Origin of the sequence: Nocardia sp. NPDC051030 (assembly GCF_040683015.1) — a bacterium.
Taxonomy (GTDB): Bacteria; Actinomycetota; Actinomycetes; order Mycobacteriales; family Mycobacteriaceae; genus Nocardia.
This window is the reverse complement of sequence record NZ_JBFBCD010000009.1, coordinates 1-20,919: the sequence shown is the minus strand read 5'-3', so window position 1 is coordinate 20,919 and position 20,919 is coordinate 1. Positions and strand designations below refer to the sequence as shown.

Genomic DNA, 20,919 nt, shown 5'->3' with positions numbered 1-20,919 from the left:
TATTCAGCGGAGCAGGAAGGGCATGTTCACGGTCACGGCGCCGGTGGGACAGCGGGCGGCGCAGGGCCCGCAGTACCAGCACTCGTCGACGTGCATGAAGGCCTTGCCGTTCTCCGGATTGATCGCCAGCGAGTCGAGCGGGCAGATCTCCACACACAGGGTGCAGCCCGTGATGCACAAGGATTCGTCGATGGTCACCGGGACGTCCGCCCGCTGATTGACCAGAGCCATCTAGATCAGTCTCCAATCGGTGCGCTCCGGCGGCCGGATCAGGCTGCCGCGCATGGTGATCCGGTCGCCGCGCATCCGGATGTATTCGAGGTCCACCGGGCGGCCGTCCTCGAGTTTGGTGAGTCGTTCGAGCAGCAGCAGCGCGCCGCCCTCGGGCATGTGCAGGGTGGCAGCCGAATGGGCGTCCGCCGTAATGGCTTCGACGGCGAGGTCGGCGGAGCCCAGTGGGCCGCCGCTGATCTGTTCGATCAGCGCGAACACGTCATTGGATTCCAGGTCGCGGGTGATCACCTCGTCGCCGATGTCCGGGACCAGGTAGGTGAGGTCCAGGCTCAGCGGGAGGTCGCCGAAGTAACGCAGCCGCTCGATGTAGACGGCCTGCTGCCCGGGTTCCAGCCGCAGTTTGCGGGCGACGGCGGGCGGTGGGGTCACGCGCACCGCGGCGCGCACCTCATTGCGGACCTCGCCGTGGCCGCGCAGGGTCTCCTTGAGCCCGAGCAGCGCGTCCAGGCCGTGGTCGTATTTGCGGCGGGCCACATGGGTGCCGACCTTGGGTGCGCGCTCGATCAGCCCCTCGTCCTTCAGCAGGGCGAGGGCGTCCCGCACGGTATTGCGGGAGACCGCGAACTCGGCGGACAGTTCCTGCTCCGAGGGCAGTGAGCCCTCGAAGGCCTCGGCGTGAATCTGCTGCCGCAGTATGTCCGCCACCTGGCGGGCCCGATCGGCTCGGCGGATCGGGGCGCGCAGCGGTATCGGTTCCGGCGTCACCTCATTCTCCTTTCCGCCGTTGACCTGCGGTTTCAGACTGTAATGGGGACCACCGGCCGGGATCGGAGCTCACTCCTCGCGGGCGCTGGGGCGTGAGGTTATGCGCCGCCTTCGCATGCGCGCGGCCTGCCGATATGGGAGGGATTCGGGGTATTGCGCCACCCCGGTGATCAACTTGGGTCTTGGAATCACGGTGATCGGAATGCGTGTGCCGCGCGGTGCCACGGAGTGGGGTGGGGAGGTGCGGCTTCTCGAGATGTGGGAGGAAGGCGTGGCGTCGATCACTTTTCGGCGGACCGGGGTGTGCGCGCTCGCGGATCGGCAAATCCTTACCAGCACAAAAGATTCAGCAGGAGGCGAGGCTGTTCGAAGGGTTTGAGGTGAGACCGCGCCGGAACCCGCGTAAGGCCGGTGCGGTCGTTCGCGGCTTCCGTTCGGGCTGAGCGGAATGCTAACTTTGATCCCATGTCTTCCAGTCGCCCCACTGCCGCACGGGTCACCTATGTGACCGTCGCGCTGGGTGTGCGGCTGCCGCGGCAACGGGAACTGTGTTGTCCCTGCCGTCGCGCAGCCGAGTACTGACCCCGCATTCGCTCGAATCCGGGCCTCGCTGCATCGCAGAAATTCCTCATTTGTAGGCATTCGTCTCCCTTCACCCAGGTGAGACCGCAGCAAGGACTCCACAGTGTCTAGTCCCACCCTTGAACGTTCCTTCACCTCCGCTTCCGTCGCCACCGCGCGCCTTGCCCCGGCGCGGCCCGCGGTGCCGTCCGAACTGCGGATCACCGACAATCCGGCGGCCGCCGTGCTGCGCGCCGCCACTCGCGGGCCCATCTTCCGCGATGTCGCCGCCCAGACCACGGGTTTGAGCATCGCGACCGTGAATCGCCAAGTGTCATCGCTGCTTTCGGCGGGGCTCCTGCGCGAGCGCGCCGATCTCACCGCGTCCGGCGCGGTCGGGCGGCCGCGCGTGCCCTTCGAGGTGGACACCGACTCGTATGTGACGGTCGGCGTGCACATCGGATTCACGGTCACCCGGATCGTGGCCGCCGATCTGTCCGGCCGGATTCTCGGCGGGCTCGAAATCGCCACTCCCCAAACGGGTCAGGACGCGGCGCTGACCATAGTGGCCCGCAGCGCCAAGGCGTTCCTGGATCGGCTGCCGCGACGCAAGCCGCTGTGGACCGGTGTCGCGCTGGCCGGGCGGGTGGATCCGACGGCCGGTGTCGTCGATCATCCGCGCCTGGATTGGCAGGACGCGCCGGTGGCGGCGATCTTCAGCAGCATTCTCGATCTGCCGGTCTCGGTGTCCGCGCATGTGGAGGCCATGGCAGCGGCCGAGCTGCTGCTCGCCGGGCGCGATCCGGGCGAAGAGTCGCGGCCGGGCAGCAGCCTCTACATCTACGCACGCGAAACCGCCGGTCTGGCAGTGACTTTGCACGATCGCGTGCACACTCCCGCCAATGGCCCGGGTTCCATCGCCCACCTGCCCACCGGCTCGGACGCCGATTGCACCTGCGGCCGCAAGGGCTGCTTCGAGGCCACCATCGGTGAGCGGTCGCTCCTGGAACGCGCTGTGCGCAAGGGCATTCTGCCCAAGCCCGAAGCACCACGGCGGCCGGTGATCGCGGATCTACACCGGCTCGCCGATGCCGGGAACACCCCGGCACGCGACCTGCTCATCGAACGCGCCGAGGCGCTGGGCCGCACCGCCGCGCTGGTCCGGGACATGTTCAACCCGGATCGGGTAGTGCTGGGCGGCCAAGCCTTCACCGGCTACCGACCCGGAATGGAGTGGGTAGCAAAGGCTTTCACCGAGAGCACCACGCTCCCGGCGGCGGATCTGCGAATCAGCCGCTTCGGCGGCCGCGTCCAGGAGTTCGCCGCGGCAGTCACCTCGCTGAGCGTCTTCTACGCCGACCCGCTCTCCGCCATGCGGCGGGCCACCCGCACCACCCGCTGATCCGAATCGACCCTCATCCCAAACAACGAAGCCCCGCCCGGCAGTACCAGGCGGGGCTTCGTCGTTGGTCAGTCGGCGGGACGTTCGAGGGCGTAGACGAGGTGGGCTCGCTTATCCCCGGGTGAAGAGGGGGAAGGGCCGGATCCGGACGGTCCACGGCCCGGATCCGGCCCCTATCCGCACCCGCGCGAGGCCCTGCGCACGGTGCGGTTCCCACGCCGGCTCGCCCTCCGGAGTCCCCTTCCCTCGGCGAGCCGGCGCGAGTTCGAAGCCGCCTGTGGGTCAGGCGGCGCGCACGTGGGTCAGGCCCCACTCCCGGGCCAGCAGGCGATGGGAGTTCACCCGGTCCTCGTGATCGTGGGTGACGCTGGTGATGACGAGTTCGTCCGCACCGGTGAGCTGTTGCAGCGCGGTGAGGCGTTCGGCCACTGAGGCCGGGGAGCCGACGAACTGGGTGGTGATCCGGTCGTCGACCAGGCTGCGATGCTGGTCGGGCAGCGGCGGCGCGGTATCGGGGTCGAGGTATTGGGCCGCCCCGGCTCCGCTGCGAATGCTGTAGACCCAGTGGCCGTAGGTGGAGGCCAGGTGTTGCGCGGTTGAATCATCCTCGGCGACAACCACATCGGCGGATACCACCACGTACGGGCGCGGATGCTGCCGGGAGGGGCGGAAGGCCGAACGGTAGGACTCCACCGTTTCCACGATGGTTCCGGGCGAGACGTGATAGTTGGCGGCGAACGGGAGGCCCAGTCTGCCTGCCAGCTGGGCGCTTTCACCGCCGCTACTGCCGAACAGCCAGAGCTGGATATCCGAGCCCTCGCCGGGGACGGCGTGCAGGTCCACGCCGTCGGCGTCCGTGTAGTTGCCTTCCAGGAGCGCGCGAATCTGCTGTACCTGCTCGGTGTAGGGCAGTGCCTTCGCGCCCGGGAGCAGCAGCGCTTGCAGCCCTGCGGCGAGCCGGGTGGTGTCCAGCCGCTGGCCCGGAATGAACGGGGGCGGAATGACCACGCCGTCGCGCACCTCGGTGGGGCGGACGGGGGCCGGGACGGGTGGCACTCCGGCGGAACGCAATTGGTCGCCGCGATGCCCGGAGCGGCCCAGGCCCAGATCGAGGCGGCCGGGGTAGAGCGCGTCGATGGTGCCGAATGCCTCTACCACCGAGATGGAGGTGTGATGGCCGAGCTGGACGGCGGCCGAACCGACTCGAATGGATTCGGTGGCGGCGGCGATCAGGCCGATCAGGGTGGTCGGCGCGGAGCTGGCGACCTGCACGAAATGATGTTCGGCGACCCAGAAGCGGTGATAGCCGAGGCGTTCGGCCTGGCGTGCGAGATCGATGGTGTTCCGGAGGGCTTGGCGTGCAGTCGATCCCGAACTGATCGGGGACAGGTCCAGAACGGATAGCGGGATGGTCATGCGGTGTGCTCCTTACGCGGGTCCTGCTCTCCTGCCGCGACTGCGAAGGGCAGCCGGTTCTCTGCCGGGGCGACCGGGCAGGTGGCGTAGTCGGTGAAGGCGCAGGGCAGATTGACCGTGCGATTGAAGTCGAGGACGAGGGTGCCGTCGGCGGCGGGACGCGACAGGTCCAGCCTGCGCGCGCCGCCGTAGGTGGTGACGCCGCTGGTGGCATCGGTGATCAGAACGTGCAGGCCCTGCAGGTGGTTGCCGAATACGACCAGCTTGTGTTCGGTGCCGTCGAGTTCGAAAGTGACCGTGCCCGTGGCGGTGTGGTGATGCTGAAGGCCCTCGACCACCGCGCCGGTGGTGACCACGCGCGCCACCTCGAAGGGCTCGAAGCGGCCGGTCACGGTCCACTTCGGATCGGCCTCGTAGGCGGGGATCCCGGTGAAGGCGGCCAAGGTCGGTGCGGCGGGATCGTGGATGCGCAGGGCGAATTGCCCACTGCGGCGGATCACTTCGATGAGACGCTCACCCGTGCGCACTTCGAGGCCGGGCTTGCCCTCGCCGGGCGTGAGCACCGTCGAGCCGGTCAGCGCCTTGCCGTCCAGTCGCAGATCAGCGCCGGATTCGATAGTCACGTAAACGTTTTCGCTATCCGTGTGCCAGCGGCCGGGGAGGCCGGGGATGGTCTCCTCGTCAGCGCCGAGCCAGTGCAGCCCGGTGAGGCTCAGCCAGCCCAGGGGTTGGCGCGCCCAGGCCTCGCGTTCGGTGCGGAAGGTGGCCCACTGCTGGTCGAATTCGGTGACGGTGGCGGTCATGATGCGCGTACTCCTTCGGTGCGGTGGTGGGGGTGACGCAGGCCCAGGTGCTCGCGCAGGGTCGGGCCGGAGTATTCGGTGCGGAAACTGCCCAGTTCCTGGAGTTCGGGGATCACCTTGTCCACGAATTCGTCCAGGCCGGACGGGGTGAGGTGCGGGACCAGGACGAAGCCGTCGGCGGCGTCGGACTGCACGTAGCGGTCGATTTCGGCCGCGACCTGACGCGGGGTGCCGACGAACTGCTGACGCGCGGTGGTTTCGATGATGAGCTCGCGAATGGAGAGGTTCCCGGCCTCGGCCTTGGCCCGCCAGGCGTCGGCGACGGCGCGCGGGTCCTTGGCGTGCCGGACCCGGCCGCGGGTGATGTCGGCATTGTCGACGGGGTCGATGTCCGGCAGCGGGCCTTCCGCGCCGTAGCCGGAAAGGTCACGGCCCCAGACCTGTTCGAGGAAGGCGATGGCGGTCTGTGGGGTCACCTGCTGGCGGCGGATGCGCAGGGCGTTCTCGCGCGCCTCGTCGGGAGTGTCGCCGAGCACGAATCCGGCGGCGGGCAGGATCTTCAGATCGTCGCGGGTGCGGCCGTATTTGGCGAGACGGTCCTTCACATCGGTGTAGAAGCGCTGCCCGTCCTCGAGTTCGCCGTGCGCGCTGAAGATGACATCGGCCTTGGCGGCGGCGAATTCGCGGCCGTCGTCGGAGTCACCCGCCTGAATCTGTACCGGATAGCCCTGCGGGCTGCGCGGCAGCACGAATTCGCCGTCGATCTCGAACTGCTCGCTGGTGAAGTGCACGGTCGGCGCGGGCTGGGCGAAAATGCCGCGTTCCCGATCCACCACCAGGGCGTCGGCGGGCCAGCTGTCCCACAGGGCGCGGGTGGCGTCCACCACCTCGGCGGCACGGGTGTAGCGCTTGGCGTGCTCCAGATAGCCACCACGACGGAAGTTCTCGCCGGTGAAGGCATCCGACGAGGTGACCGCGTTCCAGGCCGCGCGACCGCCGGAGAGATGGTCGAGACTGGCGAATTGCTTTGCCAACTCGAAGGGTTCATTGAAGGTCGTGTTGATGGTGCCCGCCAGCCCCAGATGCGTGGTGACGGCGGCGAGCGCGTTCAACACCGTGAAGGTGTCCGGGCGGCCCACCACATCCAGATCGTGGATGCGGCCCCGGTGCTCACGCAGCCGCAATCCCTCGGCGAGGAAGAAGAAGTCGAACAGCCCGCGCTCGGCGGTGCGGGCCAGGTGCACGAAGGAGTCGAAGTCGATCTGGCTCCCGGAGTCCGGGTCGGTCCATACGGTGTGGTGATTGACGCCCGGGAAGTGGGCGGCGAGGTGAACCTGCTTGCGTATCGGTTGATTCGGCATGCTTCTCCTCAGGCGTGGGCGTAGCGATTGGCGGGGCGCGGCAGGCCGAGTCGCTCGCGCAGGGTCGGGGTGAGCGCGGGCAGATGCGGGAGGGCGGCGGCCAAGGCGAGCGGTCGCAGCACCACACCGTCTGCGGCACAGTCGGTTTCGACCTGGTGCAGAACTTCGCGCAGTTCGGCGGGAGTGCCGATGTGGAAGACGGATTTCGGGGCCTCGGTGGCGATCCAGTCCTCGAGCTGGGCGACCTCGGAAGTCGCCTGATCGACTGTCGCAGCCAGGTGAATATCGATATCGAGAAGTACGCGAACCTGATTCGGATCGCGCCCGGCGGCGGCCACGGCCGAGCGCAGTTCGGTGCGGGTGGCGGCGGCCGCGGCCAGGTCCGGTGCGACGATGCGAATGAGATCGGCGCGGTGCACGGCCACCCGGATGCTGTGCGATTCGGCGGCGCGGACCGCGACGAGGGGTTGCCCCTGCGGCGGACGCGGGGTGATGGACGGGCCTTTCACCGCGAAGTTATCGCCGGTGAAGTCGATGTAGTGCAGTTTCCCGCGATCAATGAAGCGGCCGGTGCCGATATCGCGGACCTCGGCATCGTCCTCCCAGCTGTCCCAGAGCCGGGCCACCACCTCGGTCGCCTCATCGGCCTCGAACCAGCGGGAATGACTGTCCTGCTCCGGTTTACGACCGAACAGCTTCGCCTCACCCGCGGCGACGGTCACCTCCCATCCGGCGCGGCCGTGGGTGGCGAAGTCGAGACTGGCAATGGCCTTGGACAGGTGGAACGGTTCGGTGTGAGTGACGGAGGCCTGCGGAATCAGTCCGATGCGTCGAGTGGCGGCCGCAGTGCGGGCGGCGATCGCAATGGCATCAAGACGTCCGGTCGCGCCGGTCGATTGCAGGGTGAAGGAGTCCGGCAGGAAGGCGAGGTCGATACCCGCGTTCTCCGCCGCCTGCACGGCATCTACCCAATAGCGGGCATCGAACAGTTCCTCGGCGCGGGAATCCGGGCGACGCCAGGACGCCGGGTGCGCACCGGTGCCGGACAGTTCCAGACCCAGCAGCAGTGGTGTGGTGTGCGGCATCAGGCGGTCCTTTCGAGTGGAGCGGAGGGTGCGCCGTGCGGGACGGCGGCGAGCAGCTCACGGGTGTACTCGTTCTGGGGATTCGCGAAAAGAACTGCGGTGGAGGCTGTTTCGACAATGACGCCCTGCCGCATGACGGCGACGCGGTCGGCCAGGCGGCGGACCACCGCCAGGTCGTGGGAGATGAACAGGTAGGCCAGATTCAGTTCGGCGCGCAGTTGTTCGAGCAGGTCCAGGATCTGCGCCTGCACGGAGACGTCCAGCGCGGAGACCGGTTCGTCCAGCACCACCAGTTCGGGACGCAGGGCGAGTGCGCGGGCAATGGCCACCCGTTGCCGTTGGCCGCCGGAGAGTTCGGCGGGGCGGCGGTCCAGGTAGGTGCTCGGCAGGGCGACCTGTTCGAGGAGTTCGGCGACGGTGTCGCGGCGGGACTTGCGGTCTCCTATACCGAAGGCCTGCAAGGGTTCCGCGATGATCTGGCCGATCGTGAGCTTGGGGTTCAGCGAGACGTACGGGTTCTGGTAGACCACCTGGATGCGGCGGCGCAGTTCCCGCAGTTTCGCGCCGCGCAGAGCGCTGATGTCCTGCCCGTCGAAAGTCACTGTGCCGCTGTCCGGTTCGGCCAGCCGCGCGAGAATGCGTGCGGTGGTGGACTTGCCGGAACCGGATTCGCCTACCACCGCCAGGGTTTCGCCCCGTCCGACCTCGAGGGACACATCGTCGACGGCCGTGATGGTCACGCCGCGTGCGATGTGGAAGGTTTTGCGGAGGCCGGTCGCCGACAGCAAGGCGACTCGATCGGAGGCCCGGGATTCCGGGCGCGGGCGCACCTCGGTGTCCAGGCTCGGGGCGGCGGCGACCAGGCGGCGGGTGTACTCGTGCTGTGGATTGGTGAGAACCTCGGTGGCCGTGCCGGTTTCGACGATCCGGCCGCGCTGCATGACCGCGATGCGGTCGGCTCGCTCGGCGGCGACCGCGAGGTCATGGGTAATGAGCAGGACCGCGGTGCCCGACTCCCGGGTGCGGGTGGCCAGGTGATCGAGAATGCGGCGCTGGACCGTGACGTCCAGCGCGCTGGTCGGCTCATCCGCGATGACCAGCTCGGGAGCGCAGGCGAGGGCGATGCCGATCAGCACACGCTGGCGCTGGCCGCCGGAAAGGTCCTGCGGATACTGCCGGGCCCGCAGTTCGGGCCGGTCCAGTCCGGCTTCCTCGAGAATGCGGACGGCTTCCACACGCGCCGTGCGTTTATCGGCGCGGCCGTGGATGCGCAGGACTTCCGCCACCTGATCGCCGATGCGCAGCACCGGATTCAGTGAGGTTCCGGGGTCCTGCGGGACCAGGCCGATGCGTGCGCCCCGAATCCGTTGCAGCACTTTGCGGGAGGCGCGGTCGATCCGGTCCCCGGCGAAGGTGATCTCACCGCCGGTGACCACGCCACCATTGAGCAGTCCGATCACGGCATGCGCGAGTGTGGACTTCCCGGACCCGGATTCACCGACCAACGCAACGGTCTCGCCGCGCCGGACCTCGAGTGCCGCGTCCACGACCGCATCGGTCGTGCCGGTGCTGCCCCGGTATTCGACCCGGAGGCCTTGAATGCTCAGCAGTGCATCGCTCATCGGGCATTGTCCTTGTGCAGGGCCCGGGCAATGCGCTGTGTGGACAGCACCAGGGCGATGATCACCAGACCGGGCATGGTGGTGAACCACCAGGACGTGGCGAGGAAGTTGCGACCCTCGGAGATGAGGGTGCCCCACTCCGGGGTGGGCGGCACCGCGCCGAAACCGAGGAAGCTGAGCGAGGAGACGGCCAGCACGGAAACCCCGAAATCGACCACGACCAGCGCGGCAACCGGGCCGTAGGCATTGCGCAGCACGTGCCGGAAGAGCACGGTGTGCCAGCGCACACCGGAGGCGAAGGCGGCCTCTACATAGGGGGCTTGGCGCACCCGCAACACCTCGCCGCGCATGACGCGGGCGAAGCGCGCGACCAGTGACAGGCCCACGGCGATGGCCACATTGCGGGTTCCGACACCCAGCACGGTGATGGTGGCGAGGGAGAGCAGCAGCTCCGGAATCGACAGCAGCACATCGATGATCCGGCTGATGGCCGCATCCACCAGGCCGCCCGCCATGCCCGCGACCAGGCCGATGAGCGCACCGAACACCAAGCCGAGCAGCACCGCGGACACCGTGGCGGTCAGGGACAGACCCGCACCGTGCACCACGCGGGTGTACAGGTCGCGGCCGAGATTGTCGGTGCCGAACCAGTGTTCGCCACTCGGGCCGCGCAGCTTCTGTGCGGGTACGCCGGACAGTGGATCGCCACTCGCGAAGACCGAAGGTGCGATGGCCCAGCCCAGCACGAGCAGCAGCACCACGCCCGCCGCCACCAGTCCGATATTGGCGCGCAACCAGGTACCGGCGCGCCGCACCGAAATCGACGGCAGTGCGGAGGATTCCCGCAACACCAGGGCTTCAGACATCGAACGGATCCTCCGTCGAGGGCCAATAGGCCAGGCCCGGATCGACCAGTGCGTGCGACAGCATGAGCACCCGCCGCTGCGAGCGGAACTCACCGCCACGGCCGCGCAGCCACTCCCGCACGTGCCTGCCGATTGTCACCGCGTGTGTCTCCAGCTCAGGCATGAGCGCGCTCCTTGGTCGGGCGAATGTGGGCGACGCGGGGATCCAGCAGCGGATGGACCAGGTCGACGAAGAGGTTCACGGTCACGAACACCACGGCGGCGAAGGTGACGACACCCTGCACCACCGGAATGTCTTGGCGCAGCACCGCTTCCTGCGTGAGCCGGCCGATACCGTCGCGGGCGAACACGGTTTCCACCACCACCGAACCGGCCAGCACCGTGCCGACCCAGAGCCCGGCCACGGTGAGCGCCGCACCCGAGGCGGGGCGCAGCACGTGCCGCAGCTGCACCCACCAGCGGGACGCGCCCTTGGCGAAGGCCACCTCCACGAACGGCTGCCGCCAGGTGCCGATGAGGCTGGAATAGAGGACCTGCGCGATGACCGCACCGACCGGGATGGCCAGGGTGATCGCGGGCAGGATGGTGCCGCCGAATCCGGTGCCACCGAAGGCCGGAACCAGGCGCAACTGGAACGAGAACACTTGCAGCAGCAGTAGTCCCACCCAGAAGGTCGGCATGGCCGCGCCCACCGAGGGCAGCGCGGAGAGCAGGCCGCGCAGCCACGGGCGTTCGGTGTAGGCCGCGGCCACCGCCAAGGCCGTGCCGCCGACAATTGCCAGCAGCATGGCCAGGGAGGCGAGGGCCAGGGTCGAGGGCAGGGCGTCGCCGAGCGCGCCCGTGACGGATCGGCCGGTACCGATGGAATGCCCGAGATCGCCGCGCACGGCATGCGTGAGCGCGGTCCAGTACTGCTGCCAGATCGGTTGATCCAGGCCGTATCTGGCCCGCAGTTCCGCCACGGCGGCGGGATCCACCGGCGTGCCGGGGGCGGCGTCGGCGGCAATGGCCACCGGGTCGGAAGGCAGCAGGTAGAGCACGATGAAGGACAGCGTGAAGGCCGCCCACAGCACGCCCACCGCTTGCAGGATCCGTCCGATCACGTACCGGCGCATGGCATTACCGCCGGAGCCAGGTGTCGTGGAATTGCAGGCGCGCGGAGGCCTCGAACTTCACGTCGGAGGTGGACTTGGCGATGCCGATGGCCTGGGAGAGTTCCACGGTCGGAATCCACAGGCCCTCGTCGAGCACCGCGCCCTGCGCCTCGCCGATGATGCGGGCGCGTTCGGCGCTATCGGTGGTGGACAGCTCCGCGGTCAGCAGCGCATCCAGCTTCTCGTTCGGGCCGCGGCCATTGAGATTGCGCTGATCCACACCGAAGGTGGTGCGCAGGATATCGCCGTCGGCGCGGGTGCTGTTGTAGTAGTTGAACTCGAAGTCCTTGGCGTTCTGCCGGGTCGTCCAATCCGGCACCGAGACCGGATCCAGCTTCAGCTCGATACCGACGGCGCGCAGCTGCTGCTGAGTCAGTTCGAGAATCGCCTGATTACCAGCGAATACCGACGCGTACATGACAGAGGCCGACAGGCGCTGCCCGTCCTTGACCCGGATGCCGTCGGCGCCGGGCGTCCAACCGGCCTTGTCGAGGATCTGCTTCGCGGCGTTCTGATCGAATTTGACCCGCGACGACAGATCCACGAATCCGGGCGTGCGGGAGGCCAGCGGGCTGGTCGCGGTCTTGAACTGCGGACCCAGCACGGTGTCCACCAGTTCCTGGCGATTGATGGCGGGCAGGAAGGCCGCCCGCACCGCCGGATCGCGCAGCGGGCCGCGATTCACATTGGGCTGCAAGCCGAATGGAATGCCCGGGTTCGAGGTGAACTGCACGCGACCGCCGGAGCCCTCGATCTGCGCGACATCCTGCGGCAGGGCGTCACTGATCGCATCGAGCTGGCCGGAGCCCAGGCTGCCGGTGCGCACGCCCGACTCCGGGACCACCGTGAACGCGATCTTGTCCAGGTAGGCATCGCCCTGCTTGGCGAAAACCGCTGAGCCCCAGTTGTATCCGGTGCGCTTGGCCAGCGTCACCGAGGCATTCTGCTTCCAGTCGGCGTAGGTGAACGGGCCGCTGCCGATATTCGTGCCGAGGCAGCGGTCGTCGGCGGATTTCGTGACGGTGGAATCGGCTTGGATGCCGAGCTGCGACGTCGAAGTCGCTTGCAGGAACTGGGCATTGGGCACCCCGAAGTCCACTCGCACCGTGCGCGGATCGACCACCGTGCTGCCGGTGTATCCGGCCAGATAGCTCACCGCGAGGGGAGCCTTCGCACCGCCCAGAGCGAGGGTGGCGTCGAAGTTCTTGCGCACCGAGTCTGCGGTGAGCGGGGTGCCGTCACTGAAGGTGATGCCGTCCTTCAAGTGGAAGGTGAACGACTTCGCGTCCGCGCTGACGAACCAGCTGTCGGCCAGCCACGGCTTGATCACCCCGGTCTCCGGGTCCTGATCGACCAGTGAGTCCACCACCTGGCGGGTCACATAGATGGTCTGATTCGTGCTCGACTGCGCCGGATCGGAGCAGGTCGGGGCGGTCGACAGGCCGTAGCGCAGGGTGCCGCCGGGCTGCGGCGGACCGGCATTCTCGGCACCGCCCGAGTCACTGCCGCAAGCGGCGAGCGTGAACGTGGCGGCGAGCGCGCCCACCAGGGCGACGGGTCGCTTCGCGGCGGCAAGGACGGGACTTCTCACTGGGGATCTCCGGAGGGGTAGCGAGCTGCACCGAGCGGACGGCTCGGAATGCGGCGGCGCAGCTCGGGAGCCACCTCCGCCTGGAACAGTTCGAGGCTTTCGCGGTGCTGTTTATCGGTGCGCCCGTCACCGTCCGCGCTGAAATGGACCACCTCGTGGCCGAGCCGCTCGTGGTAGCGGTGCAGCTTGTCGAGGACCTGCTGTGGACTGCCGATCAGCGCGGAGGAGCGCTCGACGAAATCCTCGACGGTGTCGAAGACGATGGGCACATTGAACTTTCGGGCGGTCGCCTGGCGAGCCTCGAAAATGGGGCGGTAGGCATCCACCGCCTCCTGGGAATCGCGGGTGACCAGGAATCCGGCGGTACCCGCACCGACCAGCGCCTCCGCCGGATCGTGCCCGTAGGCCTCCCAGCGTTCGCGATAGTGGGCGACCAGCTCCGCGTACGGTTCCACCGGATTGGTGACATTCGCGGAGAACAGCGGATCCCCGTGCTGCGCCGCGTAATCCGCGGATTCGTGACTGGTGGCGCTGCCGTGCCAGATGCGCAGGCGCGGTTGCAGCGGGCGCGGCAAGGCCTTGGCCTCGGTCAGTGAGGGCCGGAAGCGGCCGCTCCAGGTGACGCTATCGCTCTCCCACAACTGCCGGAAAAGTTCGTAGCCTTCACGATTGCGGTCCCACTGATCGTCGGTGGTGACGTGGAACAGTTGCGCCTGCGCCGCGCCATTGCCCTTGCCGATAATGATTTCGAGGCGGCCATCGGACAGATTGTCGAGGGTCGAGTAATCCTCGAAGGCGCGGACCGGGTCCAGCAGGCTCAGCGTGGTGACACCGGTGAACAACGCGATGCGGTCGGTCACGGCGGCGATATGGCTGAGCACCACGGGCGGGGCGGCCGAGATGAACGGGTCCTCGTGCCGCTCCCCCACCGCGAAACCGTCATAGCCGAGTTCCTCGGCCAGGCGGGCACTGTCGATGACCCGCCGCAGTCGCTGTCGCGGGGATTCGGTGACGCCGGTGACCGGGTCGGGGGTGTGCGTGATGAGGGTGAGTTGCAGGAACTTCATGCGCTCAGCCCTTCTTCTTCGGCAGGCCGGGCGGGTTGATCTGCGACTGCTTGACGGCTTCGCTGCTCAGGCCCCAGCGGTCCAGGACCTTCTGGTAGGTGCCGTGGTCGATGGCGTACTGGACGGCCTGCTGCAAGGCCCCGACCAGGCCGTTGTCCTTGCGGGTGAGAACACCGATCTCGGCCTGGAGCACATCGCCCGCGCCGGAGAGGGTGGTCAGCACCTTGGACTGGCCCACCGACGCGACGTGATACTGCGCCGACGGGTTGGGGCCCAGGTAGCCGTCGATACGGCCGGAGGACAACGCCAGGTAGTAGTCGCTGGCCTGCTGGTAGTAGGTGAGATCCGCCTTGGGCAGTCCCTCGGCGATATTGTCCTCGTTCCACTTCACCAGCAATTGCTCCTGGTTGGTGCCCGCCGTGACGCCGATCCGCTTGCCCGCCACCGACTTACGGTCCTGGAAGGTCCAATCGGCGTTCTTCGGAACCTCGAGGGCGATATTGTCCAGCCGGTAGGTCGCGAAGTCGAACTTCTCCTTGCGCTCCTCGGTGACCGTCACATTGGAGATGAAGACGTCGACCTCACCCGAATCGATCTTCACGAAGTTCTGTGCCCAGTCGGCGTTCCGCCGCTCGACCTTCAGACCCAGGATGTCGCCGATCAGGTTGCCGAAGTCCACCTCGGAGCCGACAACGGTGCGGTCGTCGGTGGCGTAGAAACCCAGCGGCGGCGTCGCGCCGACGGTGCCGGTGACGATCAGCGTGCCGCGCTCGCGAATGGCGGACGGCACCTGTGCCGCAATGGCATCCACCTTCTCGGCGTGCACGCGGCCGGTCTGCTCCGGGGACAGGTCGTAGGTCAGGCCGTTCACGGTCTTCAAGGTGTCGGCACCGCCGTCGCCCTTGCCGCAGCCACTCGCGAACAGACTCAGGACCGCCAATGCGGTCAGGGCCGCGATCCGTCTGCGACGGCTTGCCTTGGACATGAGATGTGGTTCCTTACCTCGAAATAGGCGCGCGTCAAAGGACGTGCGCGAGAAAAGCTTTGGTGCGCGGATGCGCGGGAGCGTCCAGCACTTGATGCGGCGGGCCCTGTTCGACGATGCGGCCCGCGTCCATGAGCACGATGGTGTCGGCGATCTCGCGGGCGAAGCCGACCTCGTGGGTGACGATGACCAGGGTCGCGCCGCCGCGGGCCAGCTCCCGGATCACATCCAGGACCTCACCGACCAGCTCCGGGTCGAGCGCCGACGTGGGCTCGTCGAACAACACCACCTCGGGCCGCAGAGCAAGGGCTCGGGCGATCGCCACCCGCTGCTGCTGACCGCCGGACAATCGGCGCGGATGCTCATCCGCCTTGTCCGCCAAGCCGACTCGGGTGAGCAACTCGAAGGCCTCCGCATGCGCCTCGGCCTTGTGGCGGCCCTGCGCAGCGATCGGAGCGAGCGCCACATTCTCGCGGACCGTCAGATGCGGGAAGAGATTGAAGTTCTGGAAGACGAATCCGATGCGCGAACGCTGCCGCAGGATTTCCCGCTCCGGCAGCTCGTGCAGGCGATTGCCCTTGCGCCGGTAGCCGACCAGCTCGCCGCCCACGCGGACGATTCCGGCGTCCACCTTCTCCAGATGGTTGATGGTGCGCAGCAGCGTGGACTTGCCGGAACCGGAGGGGCCGAGAATGACGGTGACCTCACCGGGACGCACCGCCAGGTCGACCCCGCTCAGCACCTCGTGGGTGCCGAAAGACTTTCGGATACCGCGCAATTCGACCGCGAATTCGCTCATCGTGCCGCCGCCTTCGATCGGATATCGGCAAAGCTGCCACGGACTCGCTGCCACGGCGTCGGCGGCAGGTTCCGCACGCTGCCCTTCGCGAAGTGACGTTCGATGTAGTACTGAATGATCGTCAGCACGGTCGTGAGCAGGATGTACCAGGCCGTGGCCACCATGAGCAGCGGCACCACCCGGCCATTGCGGCCGAAGATCACCTGTACCTGGTAGAACAGCTCCGCGATGGCCATGGTCGAGACGATCGAGGTGCCCTTGAACAGGCTGATCACCTCATTCGCGGCATTCGGCAGAATGCCGCGCATGGCCTGCGGCGCGATGATCGTGAAGAACTGCTTGCGCCACGGCAGGCCGAGCGCCTTGGCGGCCTCCCACTGGCCCTGATCCACCGAGATGATGCCCGCGCGAATGATTTCCGCCGAATACGCGGCCTGATGCAGCGCCAAACCGATGACGGCCGCGGTGAATCCACTGAGCACGCCATTGGTTTCGAACCGCACCAGCTCCGGTCCGAACGGAATGCCCAGCGCCAGAGTCTTGTACAGGTAGGCCAGGTTGAACCAGAACAGCAGCTGCACGATCAGCGGAATGGATCGGAAGGCCCAGATGTAGACCCACGAAATCACTTGCAGCACAGGATTACTGGACAGTCGGCCGATGGCCAGCCAGATGCCGATGAAGAAGCCCAGCAGGGTACCCCACAGCGTCAACTCCAAGGTCACCTTCAAGGCCGCCAGCACCGACGAGGCGGTGATGTACTGCGCGAAAGTGGACCAGTCCCAGCCGGGATTGGTGACCAGGCCGTGCACGAACTGCGCGACCAGCACCAACGCGATGCCGCTCGTCACCCACCGCCACGGATGGCGGGTGCGGGCGACGGGCAGCGCACCGTCGTCGTCTACTTCGGTTATGGAGCCGGCCGCCGCCGACTGCTCGGGGCCCGCTGCGAGGATGCTCATGGATTCGTCCTCCATCGGTCCTGGCGGTAGCACCCGCACCTAAGGTCAGGGGGTTGCTGCGACGTCTGCGAGCCAGGTCTCTCGGTCGCTCTGGATGGTGAAGAAGACGATACGAAGCGGCGGGGCGAGTGTCGCCCCTCACGATCAGCGTGAATTCAATTGCCGCCCCGGGGAATACCGCGCGAGATCAACTTGCTACCTCGCGCGCCTCGGGGGGGTTGTCGAGAGCGCGGAAAGAGCTGCGGTGGAATACCAGCGGTTCCGTGCCGGGATGCGTGCTCAGCCGGTGCACGCGCAGCAGCACCACCGCATGATCACCCGCCGGAACCTGCTCGTAGACCGAGGCTTCCAGCCAGGTCGTCGCACCGGCCACGAAGGCCGCATTGCCATTGCCGGTGTGCAGGCCGACATTGCGGAAGCGATCGCCGGAACGCGAACTCAAAGTGCGTGCAGCCTCCTGCTGATCGCTGCCGAGCAGGCTCAAACCGAGGCGGCTGGCCTGCTCCAGGCGCGGCCAAGTCTCCGACGAGTACTGCACACAGATGGACACCAGCGGCGGATCCAGCGACACCGGCACGAAGGTGCTCACCACCAAACCGTGCGGCACGCCGCCGATCCGGGCACACACCGCCACCACTCCGGACGGAAAGTGCCCGAACGTCTTCCGCAGATCCGTGCCGTCGACGGGCGTCAACGCCGCCGTCTCGCCGTGGATCACCGTGAGCTCACCCATAACCGGACCTTCCGCTCCCCCGGCACCCGCGCCGGGCATCCCATCCAGGACAGCAGGCCGGTGCGGGGCGGGACAGGGTTCGGCTCAGCGCGATCCCAACGCCCCCAGCCGAAATAGACGAACCCGCCCGGTCCCAAGGACCGAGCGGGTTCATCTGTCCCCGCGAGTTTCGCGGAATTACTTGGCCGACGTCTGGAGGGTCGGCTGGTTGATGGTGGTGAAGTAGTTGTACGCCGCGGCGATCGCGACGGGGGCGGTGATGAACAGCTGACCCGCAAGGGTGCCCAGGAAGGCGACGGCAGCCGCGCCACCGAGGCAGCCGAGAATCGGGCCCGCACCGAACAGGGCGGCCAGTGGAGCCGAAGCGACACCCGCGACACCGAAGCCGATGACGCAACCGACGGCCGCGCCGCCGATGCCGCCGACCAGGGTCGCGATGGTGGCGCCCATGGAGATGGTGTCCGTCATGCGCTTCCAGGCGGCCTGCTCACGGTCGTAATCCGACTTCCACGGAGCGGAGTTCTCGAACGGGAGGTTGATCTCCTGAGCGACCGGCTTGTAGACGGCCTTCTCCATATTGAACTCGGGAGTCAGGGTCGCGACGTGATCCTTGATCTCGGCCGCGATCGGGAACTGGAAGTCATCGACATTGAACTTCAGCTCGGTACCGGCGACGACGGTGCCATCGGCGGCCTTGATCTTGAAGATGCCATTGTCGACAACCATCGAACCGGCATCTGTGCGGATGATGGTGTTGGTCTCGGTGGCGGTGGCGGAGTAGTTGATCACGCCGTTGTCGTCGGCGATGGGGGCCGCGCCCGCGGTGCCCGCGGCGATACCGACGGCAGCGATCATCATCGCGGCACTGGCGGCCATTTTCTTAGACAGCATGGAGTTCGATTCCTCATCAGGTGATTCCGCAGGGTGGAACCTGAGGATCGAATCCTGGTCAAACGAACAGAACATAGATCGAGGGTGCCGCACCGATGAACTCTGGCGCGGCACCCTCGATTTCGTGCCGAATGGAATTACTTGGCCGCCACGAAAGGCTGATTGACGGTGGTGAAGTACTGCACGGCAGCCAGAATGGCGACCGGCGCGGTGACGAACAGCTGGCCCGCCAGGGTGCCCAGGAAACCGAAGGCAGCCGCGCCACCGATGCAACCGACGATCGGGCCCGCACCGAACAGAGCCGCCAGCGGAGCCGTCGCGACACCCGCGACACCGAAACCGATGAGGCAACCGAGGCCTGCGCCGCCGATGCCACCGACCAGGGTGCCGATGGTCGCACCCGCGGAAATGGTGCTGGTCAAGCGGTTCCAGGCGGCCAGCTCACGGTCGTACTCGGACTTCCAGGGGGCCACGTTCTCGTAGGGCAGGGCGACTTCCTGAGCGACCGGCTTGTAGACCGCGTGCTCCGCGTCGAACTGCGGGGTCAAAGTCGCGGTGTGATCCTTGATCTCGGCCGCGATCGGGAACTCGAATTCATCGACGCGGAACTTCAATTCGGTTCCGGCGACGGTGGTGCCATTGGCAGCCTTGACCTTGAAAACGCCGCCCTCGACCACGAGCGAACCCGCATCGGTGCGGATGACCGTATTGGTCTCGGTGGTGGTGGCTGTGTAGTTGATCGGGCTGTTATCGGCGGCGGCCGGAGCCGCGCCTGCGGTGCCCGTCGCCGCGCCCAGCGCCGTGATCACGAGCGCCGCAACGCCTGCGAATTTCCTCATCTTCATTAGGTACTGCTTCCCGCTGGGGTACGAACTGAACGCGGCAAGCATTAAGCAAACTCACAGGATATTGGAGGTTAAAAACCAGCTTGATTCGATCCAGACAAGCCGGGCACCCTACTTCGTCTTAGCGGCCGCCTTCGCCTGCTTCTTGAATTCCCTTACCTGCGTGAGGGATTCCGCGTCCGTCACATCCGCCACCGACCGCCGCGAGCCATCCTCGCCGTAAGCGCCCGCGGCTTCCCGCCAGCCCTTCGCTTGCAAACCTTCCTGTTTACCCAAGAGCGCCAAGAAGATTCGCGCCTTCTGATCCCCGAATCCCGGCAGCGCCTTCAACCGCTTCAGCACTTCCTTGCCGTCCGGATCACCCACCGTCCATAACCCCGAGGTCTCGCCGTCGTAGTTCTCGACGATGTACCGCGCCAGCTCTTGCACCCGCCGCCCCATGGACCGCCCATAACGATGGATGGCGGGCGGCGTCGCGGCCAGTTCCTCGAATTCCTCCGGATCCGCGGCCGCTATCTTGCGGATATCGAATCCGCCCATCCGATCGGCGATCTTCTGCGGCCCGCGGAAGGCATGCTCCATCGGAAACTGCTGATCCAGGGTCATACCCACCAAAAGGGCGAAATCATCCGTGGAAAGCAGGGCGTCGGCGTCGGGCTCCTGCGCAATACACAGTTTGCGGCTCACCATGCACCGATCATCCCATTCGCGCGGGAGGGCCGTGACGCGGGTCACGCGGCGGGCTCGAAAAGGTTAGGCTCGGGCCATGCCCGACACCATGGCTAATTCTTCAGTGGGAACCGTGCCACAACCCGGCACCGGGTCCGGACTGCAACCGGACCGTTTCGATCGTGACGGCCAGGATCAACTGGTCGACGTCAATGACCTGCACGCCGCATTACCCGGAATTCGCAGGCTCCGGAATTGGGCGCACGAGGCCCTCGCGGTACAGCCCGGCGAAAGCGCCGTGGAAATCGGCTCCGGCACCGGCTCCGAGGTCATCGCCTTCGCGGATCTGGTCGGCCCGACCGGTAGCGCGATCGGCGTCGAACCCGACCCGAACCTGCTCGCGGCCGCCGAACGGCGCGCCCGGAAGGCCGGATCCACCGCCAAATTCCAGCCCGGCGACGCCTACGGGCTGCCGTTCGGCAATGACACCTTCGACGTCGCACTGTGCGAACGCGTCTTCCAGCATCTGACCGGACCGGCCCGCGCGGCCGGGGAGATCGCCCGCGTGCTCAAGCCGGGCGGGCGCGTGGTCGTCATGGACAGCGACTGGGGCACGGCCATCGTGCATCCCGGCGACCGGCACGTGGTGCACGAGGTCATCGAGACCATGATCGCCGGAACCACCAACCCGTTCGCGGGACGGCGACTGGCCGGACAGCTCACCGCGGCCGGACTGGTCGTCGACGACATCGGCTCGCACGCGCTCATCCAGGACGGCGGCATCGGCGCGGGCGCGCTGGTCGCCCGGATCGCGGATATGGCGGTCGCGCGCGGCTCCATCACCGAGCGGCAGCGGGATCAGCTGATCGCGGATCTGGAGGCCGGTGCGGCCACCGGTGACAGCCACCTGTCGGTGACCATCTTCGCGGTGGCGGCGCACAAGCCCCTCTAAAGGGGTGTGGGGCCCACACCGCCCAATACACCAGAGGCGGGGGGCGGGGGGGTGGGGGGGGGGGCTGTTTTGGGCGGTTTTGTGAAAGCCCGGAGTGGTGAAGTAGTGGGGCCCGTCGAAACCTGGTACGCGGACCTCACTATCGATTATCAACTT

The 20,919-nt window shown here is 67.3% G+C and carries 21 protein-coding genes and 1 riboswitch; of the genes, 2 read left to right on the top strand and 19 right to left on the bottom strand.

What is annotated here, in order from left to right; genetic code table 11:
- Positions 1-3: 3 nt before the first annotated feature.
- Together AB0N05_RS28045 and AB0N05_RS28040 are read right to left on the bottom strand one after the other, a co-directional pair.
- Positions 4-231 (bottom strand): ferredoxin family protein, encoded by a 228-nt coding sequence (locus AB0N05_RS28045; protein WP_364699193.1) that lies wholly within the window; start codon positions 229-231, stop codon positions 4-6.
- Positions 232-999 carry a GntR family transcriptional regulator gene (locus AB0N05_RS28040; protein WP_364699191.1) on the bottom strand — a complete coding sequence of 256 codons (768 nt, stop codon included), beginning with the start codon at positions 997-999 and terminating at the stop codon, positions 232-234.
- Between the two features lie 685 nt (positions 1,000-1,684).
- On the opposite strand from AB0N05_RS28040, the gene AB0N05_RS28035 reads away from it, so the two are divergent.
- The gene (locus AB0N05_RS28035; protein ID WP_364699189.1) at positions 1,685-2,962 is read left to right on the top strand and encodes an ROK family protein; all 1,278 of its coding nucleotides are present in this window, start codon (positions 1,685-1,687) and stop codon (positions 2,960-2,962) included.
- A 282-nt stretch (positions 2,963-3,244) separates the two neighbouring features.
- Here the strand turns inward: AB0N05_RS28035 and AB0N05_RS28030 are convergent, their stop codons facing one another.
- From AB0N05_RS28030 to AB0N05_RS27950, 17 genes are all read right to left on the bottom strand, one after another.
- A complete protein-coding gene (locus tag AB0N05_RS28030) occupies positions 3,245-4,378 on the bottom strand; it encodes an LLM class flavin-dependent oxidoreductase (protein WP_364699187.1) in 1,134 nt (377 codons plus the stop codon).
- The gene (locus AB0N05_RS28025; protein ID WP_364699185.1) at positions 4,375-5,181 is read right to left on the bottom strand and encodes a DUF1684 domain-containing protein; all 807 of its coding nucleotides are present in this window, start codon (positions 5,179-5,181) and stop codon (positions 4,375-4,377) included. Before AB0N05_RS28025 ends, AB0N05_RS28030 begins: the two co-directional genes overlap by 4 nt.
- A complete protein-coding gene (locus tag AB0N05_RS28020) occupies positions 5,178-6,542 on the bottom strand; it encodes an NtaA/DmoA family FMN-dependent monooxygenase (RefSeq protein WP_364699183.1) in 1,365 nt (454 codons plus the stop codon). Before AB0N05_RS28020 ends, AB0N05_RS28025 begins: the two co-directional genes overlap by 4 nt.
- Before the next feature lie 8 nt (positions 6,543-6,550).
- Complete coding sequence (locus tag AB0N05_RS28015) at positions 6,551-7,627, bottom strand: LLM class flavin-dependent oxidoreductase (protein WP_364699181.1); 1,077 nt, start codon at positions 7,625-7,627, stop codon at positions 6,551-6,553.
- Positions 7,627-9,249, bottom strand: a complete 1,623-nt coding sequence (locus tag AB0N05_RS28010; RefSeq protein WP_364699179.1) for an ABC transporter ATP-binding protein — start codon at positions 9,247-9,249, stop codon at positions 7,627-7,629. The genes AB0N05_RS28015 and AB0N05_RS28010 overlap by 1 nt, the downstream gene beginning before the upstream one ends.
- The gene (locus tag AB0N05_RS28005; protein WP_364699177.1) at positions 9,246-10,115 is read right to left on the bottom strand and encodes an ABC transporter permease; all 870 of its coding nucleotides are present in this window, start codon (positions 10,113-10,115) and stop codon (positions 9,246-9,248) included. The genes AB0N05_RS28010 and AB0N05_RS28005 overlap by 4 nt, the downstream gene beginning before the upstream one ends.
- The gene (locus tag AB0N05_RS28000; protein ID WP_364699175.1) at positions 10,108-10,278 is read right to left on the bottom strand and encodes a hypothetical protein; all 171 of its coding nucleotides are present in this window, start codon (positions 10,276-10,278) and stop codon (positions 10,108-10,110) included. Before AB0N05_RS28000 ends, AB0N05_RS28005 begins: the two co-directional genes overlap by 8 nt.
- On the bottom strand, positions 10,271-11,230 hold the full coding sequence (locus tag AB0N05_RS27995; RefSeq protein ID WP_364699173.1) for an ABC transporter permease: 960 nt from the start codon (positions 11,228-11,230) through the stop codon (positions 10,271-10,273). Before AB0N05_RS27995 ends, AB0N05_RS28000 begins: the two co-directional genes overlap by 8 nt.
- 4 nt (positions 11,231-11,234) lie before the next feature.
- Complete coding sequence (locus AB0N05_RS27990; RefSeq protein ID WP_364699171.1) at positions 11,235-12,860, bottom strand: ABC transporter substrate-binding protein; 1,626 nt, start codon at positions 12,858-12,860, stop codon at positions 11,235-11,237.
- Positions 12,857-13,927: an LLM class flavin-dependent oxidoreductase gene (locus tag AB0N05_RS27985; RefSeq protein ID WP_364699168.1), complete on the bottom strand. Its 1,071-nt coding sequence runs from the start codon at positions 13,925-13,927 to the stop codon at positions 12,857-12,859. The genes AB0N05_RS27990 and AB0N05_RS27985 overlap by 4 nt, the downstream gene beginning before the upstream one ends.
- A 4-nt stretch (positions 13,928-13,931) precedes the next feature.
- Complete coding sequence (locus AB0N05_RS27980; protein WP_364699166.1) at positions 13,932-14,912, bottom strand: ABC transporter substrate-binding protein; 981 nt, start codon at positions 14,910-14,912, stop codon at positions 13,932-13,934.
- 34 nt (positions 14,913-14,946) lie between these two features.
- The gene (locus AB0N05_RS27975) at positions 14,947-15,711 is read right to left on the bottom strand and encodes an amino acid ABC transporter ATP-binding protein (RefSeq protein ID WP_364699164.1); all 765 of its coding nucleotides are present in this window, start codon (positions 15,709-15,711) and stop codon (positions 14,947-14,949) included.
- The gene (locus AB0N05_RS27970) at positions 15,708-16,673 is read right to left on the bottom strand and encodes an amino acid ABC transporter permease (protein WP_364699162.1); all 966 of its coding nucleotides are present in this window, start codon (positions 16,671-16,673) and stop codon (positions 15,708-15,710) included. Before AB0N05_RS27970 ends, AB0N05_RS27975 begins: the two co-directional genes overlap by 4 nt.
- Before the next feature lie 8 nt (positions 16,674-16,681).
- Positions 16,682-16,774, bottom strand: a riboswitch (SAM riboswitch).
- Positions 16,775-16,860: 86 nt separating this feature from the next.
- On the bottom strand, positions 16,861-17,406 hold the full coding sequence (locus AB0N05_RS27965) for a flavin reductase family protein (protein WP_364699160.1): 546 nt from the start codon (positions 17,404-17,406) through the stop codon (positions 16,861-16,863).
- 177 nt (positions 17,407-17,583) lie between these two features.
- Entirely contained in the window at positions 17,584-18,297 is a 714-nt protein-coding gene (locus AB0N05_RS27960; protein WP_364699158.1) for a hypothetical protein, read from the bottom strand.
- 137 nt (positions 18,298-18,434) lie between these two features.
- Positions 18,435-19,142, bottom strand: coding sequence for a hypothetical protein (locus AB0N05_RS27955; RefSeq protein ID WP_364699156.1), 708 nt, complete (start codon positions 19,140-19,142; stop codon positions 18,435-18,437).
- A 111-nt stretch (positions 19,143-19,253) separates the two neighbouring features.
- Positions 19,254-19,829, bottom strand: a complete 576-nt coding sequence (locus AB0N05_RS27950; protein ID WP_364700058.1) for an HhH-GPD-type base excision DNA repair protein — start codon at positions 19,827-19,829, stop codon at positions 19,254-19,256.
- A gap of 79 nt (positions 19,830-19,908) precedes the next feature.
- On the opposite strand from AB0N05_RS27950, the gene AB0N05_RS27945 reads away from it, so the two are divergent.
- Positions 19,909-20,763 carry a methyltransferase domain-containing protein gene (locus AB0N05_RS27945; protein ID WP_364699154.1) on the top strand — a complete coding sequence of 285 codons (855 nt, stop codon included), beginning with the start codon at positions 19,909-19,911 and terminating at the stop codon, positions 20,761-20,763.
- The last annotated feature ends 156 nt before the right edge of the window (positions 20,764-20,919 follow it).

Coding starts and splice junctions, on each gene's coding strand:
- AB0N05_RS28030 (WP_364699187.1), bottom strand. CDS start 4,378: ATGACCATCCCGCTATCCGTTCTGGACCTGTCCCCGATCAGTTCGGGA.
- AB0N05_RS27995 (WP_364699173.1), bottom strand. CDS start 11,230: ATGCGCCGGTACGTGATCGGACGGATCCTGCAAGCGGTGGGCGTGCTG.
- AB0N05_RS28005 (WP_364699177.1), bottom strand. CDS start 10,115: ATGTCTGAAGCCCTGGTGTTGCGGGAATCCTCCGCACTGCCGTCGATT.
- AB0N05_RS27945 (WP_364699154.1), top strand. CDS start 19,909: ATGCCCGACACCATGGCTAATTCTTCAGTGGGAACCGTGCCACAACCC.
- AB0N05_RS28045 (WP_364699193.1), bottom strand. CDS start 231: ATGGCTCTGGTCAATCAGCGGGCGGACGTCCCGGTGACCATCGACGAA.
- AB0N05_RS27955 (WP_364699156.1), bottom strand. CDS start 19,142: ATGAAGATGAGGAAATTCGCAGGCGTTGCGGCGCTCGTGATCACGGCG.
- AB0N05_RS28020 (WP_364699183.1), bottom strand. CDS start 6,542: ATGCCGAATCAACCGATACGCAAGCAGGTTCACCTCGCCGCCCACTTC.
- AB0N05_RS27975 (WP_364699164.1), bottom strand. CDS start 15,711: ATGAGCGAATTCGCGGTCGAATTGCGCGGTATCCGAAAGTCTTTCGGC.
- AB0N05_RS28000 (WP_364699175.1), bottom strand. CDS start 10,278: ATGCCTGAGCTGGAGACACACGCGGTGACAATCGGCAGGCACGTGCGG.
- AB0N05_RS27985 (WP_364699168.1), bottom strand. CDS start 13,927: ATGAAGTTCCTGCAACTCACCCTCATCACGCACACCCCCGACCCGGTC.
- AB0N05_RS27970 (WP_364699162.1), bottom strand. CDS start 16,673: ATGAGCATCCTCGCAGCGGGCCCCGAGCAGTCGGCGGCGGCCGGCTCC.
- AB0N05_RS27960 (WP_364699158.1), bottom strand. CDS start 18,297: ATGCTGTCTAAGAAAATGGCCGCCAGTGCCGCGATGATGATCGCTGCC.
- AB0N05_RS28025 (WP_364699185.1), bottom strand. CDS start 5,181: ATGACCGCCACCGTCACCGAATTCGACCAGCAGTGGGCCACCTTCCGC.
- AB0N05_RS28010 (WP_364699179.1), bottom strand. CDS start 9,249: ATGAGCGATGCACTGCTGAGCATTCAAGGCCTCCGGGTCGAATACCGG.
- AB0N05_RS27965 (WP_364699160.1), bottom strand. CDS start 17,406: ATGGGTGAGCTCACGGTGATCCACGGCGAGACGGCGGCGTTGACGCCC.
- AB0N05_RS28015 (WP_364699181.1), bottom strand. CDS start 7,627: ATGCCGCACACCACACCACTGCTGCTGGGTCTGGAACTGTCCGGCACC.
- AB0N05_RS27980 (WP_364699166.1), bottom strand. CDS start 14,912: ATGTCCAAGGCAAGCCGTCGCAGACGGATCGCGGCCCTGACCGCATTG.